Source organism: Hymenobacter sp. UV11 (assembly GCF_004684095.1).
Classification (GTDB): Bacteria; Bacteroidota; Bacteroidia; order Cytophagales; family Hymenobacteraceae; genus Hymenobacter.
Window position 1 is genome coordinate 1 of record NZ_SRII01000062.1, and the last position, 769, is coordinate 769.

Annotated in this window: 1 protein-coding gene; it reads left to right on the forward strand. The window is 67.9% G+C overall.

Translation table 11 applies throughout. The features are described from left to right. Positions 1 to 769 (forward strand): TolC family protein (locus E4631_RS25690; RefSeq protein ID WP_133658799.1); only part of this gene is annotated, 769 nt, incomplete at both ends.

The window sequence follows — 769 nt, forward strand, 5'->3', positions numbered from 1 at the left end:
CGCTCGCTGGAAGCACAGCAAGCGCTGCGCCGCACCGCTACCGACGTGGGCCGCACGACCATCGGCGTCACCTACGGGCAGTACAACACCTACCGCCAGGACAATAACTTCACCATCAGCCAAACCTTCTCGCTGCCCGGGGTGTACCGCCGGCAGGCCCTGTTACTCAACGCACAAGTGAGCGGGCAGCAGTTCCAACTCGCGCAGGTGCAGGCAGAGCTGCGCCGGCAGGTGCGCCTCAACTACGAGCAGGCGGTCTTTGCCCGTCATCGGGTGAAGGTACTGCGGGGGCAGGACAGCCTCTACACCGAATTTTTGCGGGCGGCCAATCTGCGCTTTAAAACCGGGGAGGTGGCCCGCCTGGAGCCCGCCACGGCCCTGGTGCAGCAGGGCGAGACCCGAGCCCTGATTCGGCAGGCCCGCACCGGCTACCAGGTGGCCCAGCGCCAGCTCCAAGCGTTGCTCCAGCAAAGCCAGGCGGTAAACGTAGCCGACAGCCTGTTGCGGCCGCTGGAGCCCGTGGTGCTGCCCGCGCTGGGCGACACCGTTCGCCTGGCCCAGAACCCGCAAGCCCAGGTGCTGCGCCAGCTCATTGCCCAGCGCCAGGCGGCTACCCAGGCCGAGCAGGCCCTGGGCTTGCCCAACGTCACGCTCGGCTACTTCAACCAGTCACTCAAGGGGCCCCAGACCATCGGCGGCGTGGGCGGCCCGGAGCAGGACTACACCGGCAGTGACCGGTTTCAGGGGGTGCAGGGCTCGGTGGGCATCC